Annotated in this window: 4 protein-coding genes; 2 read left to right on the forward strand and 2 right to left on the reverse strand. The window is 43.6% G+C overall.

Features of this window, described 5'->3' with window-relative positions:
- Positions 1-37: 37 nt before the first annotated feature.
- Positions 38-1,657 (reverse strand): inorganic phosphate transporter, encoded by a 1,620-nt coding sequence (locus F891_RS04845; RefSeq protein WP_034439196.1) that lies wholly within the window; start codon positions 1,655-1,657, stop codon positions 38-40.
- A 536-nt stretch (positions 1,658-2,193) separates the two neighbouring features.
- On the opposite strand from F891_RS04845, the gene metH reads away from it, so the two are divergent.
- Entirely contained in the window at positions 2,194-5,880 is a 3,687-nt protein-coding gene (metH, locus tag F891_RS04850; protein WP_005104673.1) for a methionine synthase, read from the forward strand.
- Between the two features lie 36 nt (positions 5,881-5,916).
- Here the strand turns inward: metH and F891_RS17285 are convergent.
- Positions 5,917-7,007, reverse strand: a protein-coding gene (locus F891_RS17285; RefSeq protein WP_155756692.1) for an IS4-like element ISAba1 family transposase whose coding sequence is annotated in 2 segments (ribosomal slippage) — positions 5,917-6,467 and positions 6,467-7,007 — 1,092 coding nt in all. Because the reading frame shifts where the segments join, the coding sequence is not laid out codon by codon here.
- Positions 7,008-7,237: 230 nt separating this feature from the next.
- Here F891_RS17285 and F891_RS04865 point away from each other — a divergent pair.
- Positions 7,238-7,491: transposase (locus F891_RS04865; RefSeq protein WP_171066339.1), on the forward strand; the 254-nt coding region annotated here is incomplete at its 3' end.

Raw genomic sequence — 7,491 nt, forward strand, 5'->3', positions numbered from 1 at the left:
AGCTGCTCTAGAGCAGCTTTTTTTATGTCTAAATAACTTAGAACACTTTTAAAAGTACCCAATACAAACCGCCTGACAGACAGATCGTTGCTGGCAAGGTAAAGACCCAGGCAGACAGAATGGTTTTCACCATCTGGAAGTTCAGACCTGACTTGTTCGCCACCATGGTACCTGCTACTGCAGAGTTCAATACATGGGTAGTGGATACCGGCATACCAAAGCCATCTGCTGCCGCAATGGTTGACATCGCAACAAGTTCGGCAGACATACCCTGACCATAAGTCATATGCTGTTTACCAATACGCTCCCCGACAGTCACGACAATACGCTTCCAGCCGACCATCGTACCCAGACCAAGTGCCAAGGCTGTCGCCACTTTCACCCAGGTCGGGATGTATTGCAGGAATGAATCCAGATTGTCACGGTATTCATCTACTGTTTTTTCCTGTGCAGCACTCATTGTTGGTAAAGCTTCTGCTTTATCCAGACGTTTAAATGCTGTGGTGCTCAGGTACATGTCGTTGCGAAATTCAGACACTTGAGCTTCAGGAACATCCTTAATACTGGTATAGCTACCAACTTTTTCACCCAGATGATCCGTCAAGCTTGCCAATGCAGGCACGACTTCAGGGGTAATTTCCTTGGTCTGAATGTACTTGGTGATCACATCACGAGCTTGTTCATCCGGAATATCCTGATGATTTGGATAGATCACATCCGCTGTTTGTGCAGATAACTGACCAAAAGATTGAATATGTTGTGCATCCAGATTCTTGTTCAGCGAGTACGCCAACGGTACACAGCCGATCAGAATCAGCATGATCAGGCCCATACCTTTTTGACCGTCATTTGAACCATGGGCAAAACTCACCCCAGTACAGGTAAAGATCAGCATGGCACGAATCAATGGTGGCGGTGGCTTGTTACCTTCAGGTGGCTGGAACAATTCCAGTTGACGCTTGAAGATTTTTTTCACCAGCAGGAACACAATTGCAGCAAATGCAAAACCGATTAAAGGCGAGAATAATAGCGCCTTACCGACTTTCATGACTTGCTCCATGTCTATACCTGAAGCGCCAGTACCGGCATTCAGAATATAGTTCATGATGCCCACACCCAGAATCGAACCGATCAGGGTATGTGAACTGGATGCCGGAATACCGAGAAACCAGGTTCCCAGATTCCAGAGAATTGCTGCGATCAGCATGGCAAAGACCATGGCAAAGCCTGCTCCGGAGCCGACATTCATGATCAGCTCGACCGGCAATAACGCAATAATGCCGTAAGCGACCGCACCACTGGCGACCATAACCCCAAGGAAATTACAGAAGCCGGCCCACATCACTGCGACAGGAGCTGAAAGTGCATTGGTATAAATGACTGTGGCCACAGCATTGGCGGTATCGTGAAAGCCATTGACGAACTCAAAGCTCAACGCAATAAAAAGTGCCGTCGCTAACAAAATAACTGAATACAAGCCCAAGGCCGGTACATGCGCTAAATCTGCAGACAACTGGAAGCCGATATAAATCAGCGTAGTGATAATAAGAGTCAGGAACACCGGCATAAAGAATTTCGGTGTTGGCACATGAACATTGGTCGACTTTTGGGAAGCCGACCCGTGTGCTGAATCTACGGGAGTTTGATTAGGATTCATGCAAGCAGGAATAGAGGATTCAAGAATCCCCATATTGTTCAGTTGAATTGTGACAATTATATGACAAACTGCTGTCATATGAAGCAATTATTTGGATTTTCTTGCTGCTATTCGTCCTGTTTAATTCCGACTAAAACACTAGATTTTGATTTTATAAATCATTTACTTAAGATAAGATTCCAGCTTCTTCAAGCTTAAAAACTCAACATATTTTGCTACCAAAACGATTTACGCCCTGCCTGTCATCAAGCTGAGCAAAAGTTTCATTTGCACAGCATAAGCCATCAATATGACAATTTCATGAATAAAAGCATCAGCTTAATTTTTTGATTTTGTTTACTGTCTCAAAGACATCGAATCAGATTAGAGATTGCAATATTTTCTGATCCGGATGTTAAAACTTGTTGTTTTTCTAGATGACTTATCAAATTTTCATATCATGCTTATCCATCATTCTGAGCAATCTCAGCAGAAATCAGCCAACTAATCTGCTAAGATTAGCGTCGTTTTTTTTGATTTCTGCTGAGAAAGTTTGAATGTCTACACTTACCACTTTAAAAGAACTTCTTGCCAAAAGAATTTTAATTATCGATGGTGCGATGGGTACTATGATCCAGCGCCATAAACTGGAAGAAGCCGATTATCGTGGTGAGCGTTTTGCTGACTGGGCCTATGATCTCAAAGGTAATAATGATTTGCTGGCGCTGACTCAGCCACAAATCATTCAAGGCATTCATGAAGCTTACTTGGAAGCTGGCGCCGACATTATTGAAACCAACACCTTTAACGGTACCCGCGTTTCAATGTCGGATTACCACATGGAAGATCTGGTTCCCGAGATTAACCGTGAAGCAGCGCGTCTGGCCAAAGAAGCCTGTGCCAAATATTCAACGCCTGAAAAACCACGCTTTGTGGCAGGTGTGATTGGTCCGACATCGCGTACCACCTCTATTTCTCCAAACGTGAATGACCCGGCGTTCCGTAACATCACTTTTGATGCGCTCAAAGTTGACTATATTGAATCAACCAAAGCCTTGATCGAAGGTGGTGCAGACATCATCCTGATCGAAACCGTGTTCGATACCTTGAATGCCAAGGCCGCAATTTTTGCAGTGAAAGAAGTCTTTAAAGAATTGGGCTATGAATTGCCAATCATGATTTCAGGTACGATCACGGATGCATCAGGTCGTACATTGACTGGTCAAACCGCTGAAGCCTTCTGGAACTCGATGCGCCATGCAGAGCCACTTTCTATCGGCTTTAACTGTGCCCTAGGTGCAGATGCGATGCGTCCACACGTTAAAACCGTGTCTGACGTTGCCAATACCTTTGTTTCAGCACATCCAAACGCTGGCTTGCCGAATGCCTTCGGTGGATATGATGAAACGCCGGAAGAAACTGCAGCCTTTATTAAAGAATTTGCAGAAAGTGGCTTAATTAATATTACCGGTGGTTGCTGTGGTACTACGCCGGATCATATCCGCGCGATTGCAAATGCTGTTGCAGGCATTACCCCTCGTCAAATTCCTGAAATTGAACCTGCCTGTCGTTTAAGCGGTTTAGAGCCATTTAACATCACCAAAGATTCACTGTTTGTGAACGTCGGTGAACGTACCAACGTCACCGGTTCGAAAAAATTCCTGCGTCTGATTCGTGAAGAAAACTTCGCCGAAGCACTTGATGTTGCCCGTCAACAGGTTGAAGCCGGTGCGCAGATCATCGACATCAACATGGATGAAGGCATGCTCGATTCACAAGGTGCGATGGTGCATTTCCTGAATCTGATTGCTTCTGAGCCGGATATTTCACGTGTGCCAATCATGCTGGATTCTTCTAAATGGGAGATTATCGAAGCGGGCCTGAAATGTGTGCAAGGCAAAGCCGTGGTGAACTCGATTTCCCTGAAAGAAGGTCATGACGAGTTTGTCGAACGTGCCCGCCTCTGCCGTCAATATGGTGCCGCGGTCATCGTGATGGCATTTGATGAAGATGGTCAGGCCGATACAGCTACGCGCAAAAAAGAAATCTGCAAACGTTCATATGATGTTCTGGTGAATGAAGTGGGTTTCCCGTCTGAAGATATTATCTTTGACCCGAACGTCTTTGCGATTGCAACCGGTATTGAAGAACACAACAACTATGGTGTGGACTTTATTGAAGCGACTGGCTGGATTAAACAGAACCTGCCAAATGCGATGATTTCTGGTGGTGTATCCAACGTATCGTTCTCGTTCCGTGGTAACGAACCGGTGCGTGAAGCGATTCACTCGGTGTTCCTGTACCATGCTATTCAGCAAGGCATGACTATGGGTATTGTAAATGCCGGTCAGATGGCGATTTACGATGACATCGATAAAGAATTGAAAGAAGCGGTTGAAGATGTTGTATTAAACCAGAACCAGGGTGAAAGTGGTCAGGAAGCAACCGAAAAACTGCTTGCTGTTGCTGAAAAATACCGTGGTCAAAGTGGTACGCAAAAAGCCGAAGAAAATCTGGAATGGCGTAATGAGTCTGTTGAAAAACGTCTTGAATATGCGTTGGTAAAAGGCATCACGACTTATATCGACCAAGATACCGAAGAAGCACGTTTAAACTCTACACGCCCACTCGATGTGATCGAAGGTCCATTGATGGCGGGTATGAACGTAGTCGGCGACCTGTTCGGTGCCGGTAAAATGTTCTTGCCGCAAGTGGTGAAATCTGCGCGTGTGATGAAACAGGCTGTGGCGTGGTTGAACCCGTTCATTGAGGCCGAGAAAACCCAAGCTGAGGCCAAAGGTAAAATCCTGCTGGCTACGGTGAAAGGCGATGTACACGATATCGGCAAAAATATCGTGGGTGTGGTATTAGGCTGTAACGGTTATGACATCGTTGACCTTGGCGTGATGGTGCCATGCGAAAAGATTCTACAAACTGCGATTGATGAAAAAGTTGATATCATCGGTTTGTCTGGTCTGATCACGCCGTCATTGGATGAAATGGTGTTTGTTGCCAAAGAAATGCAACGTAAAGGCTTTAACATTCCACTGATGATTGGTGGTGCGACGACTTCTAAAGCGCATACCGCAGTGAAAATCTCACCGCAATATCATAATGATGGCGTGCTTTATACCGCAGATGCATCACGTGCCGTGGGTGTAGCAACACAGTTGCTCTCTCCTGAGATGAAACCAAAACTTTTGGCTGACTATGCAGCGGATTATGAAAAAATTCGTACCCGTCTTGCTAACAAGCAACCGAAAGCGGCGAAATTGTCTTATCAAGATTCAGTTGAAAACGGCTTCAAGATCGACTTCGACAAGAATGCACCGGTTAAACCAAACTTCATCGGATCTGAAACTTTCACAAATTATCCGCTTGAAACTTTGGTGGAATATTTTGACTGGACGCCGTTCTTTATTTCATGGAGCCTGGCGGGTAAATTCCCGAAAATCCTTGAAGATGAAGTGGTGGGTGAAGCAGCGCGTGATTTGTATGAACAAGCGCAAGCAATGCTGAAAGACATCATCGAGAATAAACGTTTCGATGCGCGTGCGACGTTCAGCATTTATCCTGCAAACCGTGTAGCCGCAGATACAGTTGCGGTTGTGGATGAAACAGGCAATGTAACTCACAGCTTCGAACACTTACGTCAGCAGTCTGACAAAGTGACGGGTAAAGCGAACTACTCTCTGGCAGACTTTGTTGCACCGAAAGATGTCGCTCAGGATTACTTGGGCGGCTTTACCGTGTCGATCTTCGGTGCCGAAGAACTTTCGCAAGAATACAAAGCCAAAGGTGATGACTATAACGCGATTATGGTTCAAGCCTTGGGTGACCGTTTTGCAGAAGCATTTGCAGAGCACTTACATGAGCGTATTCGTAAAGAGTTCTGGGGCTACCAAGCAGACGAACAGCTTTCAAATGATGATTTGATCAAAGAGAAATATGTCGGCATTCGTCCTGCACCGGGCTACCCTGCTTGTCCGGAGCATTCTGAAAAAGCGCCATTGTTTGACTGGTTAGGTACAACCGACAAGATTGGTACGTACTTAACAACAAGTTTTGCGATGTGGCCACCTTCATCAGTCAGTGGTTTCTATTATGCAAACCCTGAAACTGAATATTTTAACGTGGGTAAAATCTCTGGCGACCAGTTGGAAGATTATGCGAAGCGTAAAGGCTGGACCTTGGATGAAGCGAAACGTTGGTTAGCGCCGAATTTGGATGATTCTGTGGTTTAAGAATTCTCTAGTTTCGATCTCTGTACACGACAAATTTCACAGAACCCTTATCCTATCAGGGTTCTGCCTTCTTAAAATTGCCAAAATTTCCTTAAACTCTTCTTTTTTCCCAAAACCAATTAAACGCTGAATCGCCATTTGAACATAGTCTAAACCATAGCGAAATAAACTCATTGAGAGTCGTCCATGCTTCTTTATTTTTATCGCTTTTTTTTGATCATGTTGCCATTCACCCGTTAAGTAACACCAACAGAAGCTTATAGCTAACACCGCAATCAATTTTTTCACTCGTCTAGGGTCTGTCAAGCGCGTATTTTCAAGATTAAACCCGCGTCCTTTGAGACAACTGAATAAGGTTTCAATTTCCCAGCGTAATGCATAATCCTGAATAGCATTGGCATTAAACTGAGGAGAAACGACGAGTAAAAGCTCTCCATTTTCTAACTGTAGTGCACTTATATATAGTTTCACCCGACCAACCAAAATCCGTCGTTTACGACATTCAATTTGACCAACTTTAAGATGGCGAAATAAATCACTAATTTTATGATTCTTTCCTAAATGATTGGTGACAATGAAGTTTTTTTAACACGAATGCAGAAGTTGATGTCTTGTTCAATTAACCATGTAAACCACTGCTCACCGATAAACTCTCTGTCTGCGAACACATTCACAATACGGTCTTTACCAAAAATGGCTATAAAGCGTTGAATCAAAGCAATACGCTCTTTCGTATCTGAATTTCCACGTTTATTAAGCAATGTCCAAAGGATAGGTATCGCTATTCCACGATAAACGATTGCGAGCATCAGGATATTAATATTTCGTTTTCCCCATTTCCAATTGGTTCTATCTAAAGTCAGTTGCACTTGGTCGAATGAAAACATATTGAAAATCAACTGAGAAATTTGACGATAATCTAAATTCTGACCTGCAAAGAAGCGCTGCATACGTCGATAAAATGATTGTGGTAAGCACTTGATGGGCAAGGCTTTAGATGCAGAAGAAAGATTACATGTTTGCTTTAAAATAATCACAAGCATGATGAGCGCAAAGCACTTTAAATGTGACTTGTTCCATTTTAGATATTTGTTTAAGATAAGATATAACTCATTGAGATGTGTCATAGTATTCGTCGTTAGAAAACAATTATTATGACATTATTTCAATGAGTTATCTATTTTTGTCGTGTACAGAGAGTTTCGATATAAAAAAACCCCTCGATTGAGGGGATTTTTTTGTTTTTAGATTTTTAATCTCCCTAAATCCCTATTTAAGAAAGAGGGACTTTCGCGTATCAAATGGCTTTGTTGCACAAACCTATCTGTAAAGGCTTTTTCAGCGATATAATTTTCAAATGAAGAAGCCTACACACAAAATCTACCGCACAACCAATTGGCCCGCATATAACCGAGCACTCATGAGTCGCGGAAATATTGCCATTTGGTTTGATCCTGCTACGCAATGGTATGCGCCATCAAAAGGCAAACAAGGGCGAAATCAAACCTACTCCGACGCAGCCATCCAATGCTGCTTAATGATTAAATCCTTATTCCGTCTGTCTTTACGTATGGTTACTGGCTTTGTGCAAAGTCTGATTAAACTTTGCGG

The sequence above is a fragment of the Acinetobacter sp. CIP 101966 genome (assembly GCF_000369725.1).
Lineage (GTDB): Bacteria > Pseudomonadota > Gammaproteobacteria > Pseudomonadales > Moraxellaceae > Acinetobacter > Acinetobacter lwoffii_Q.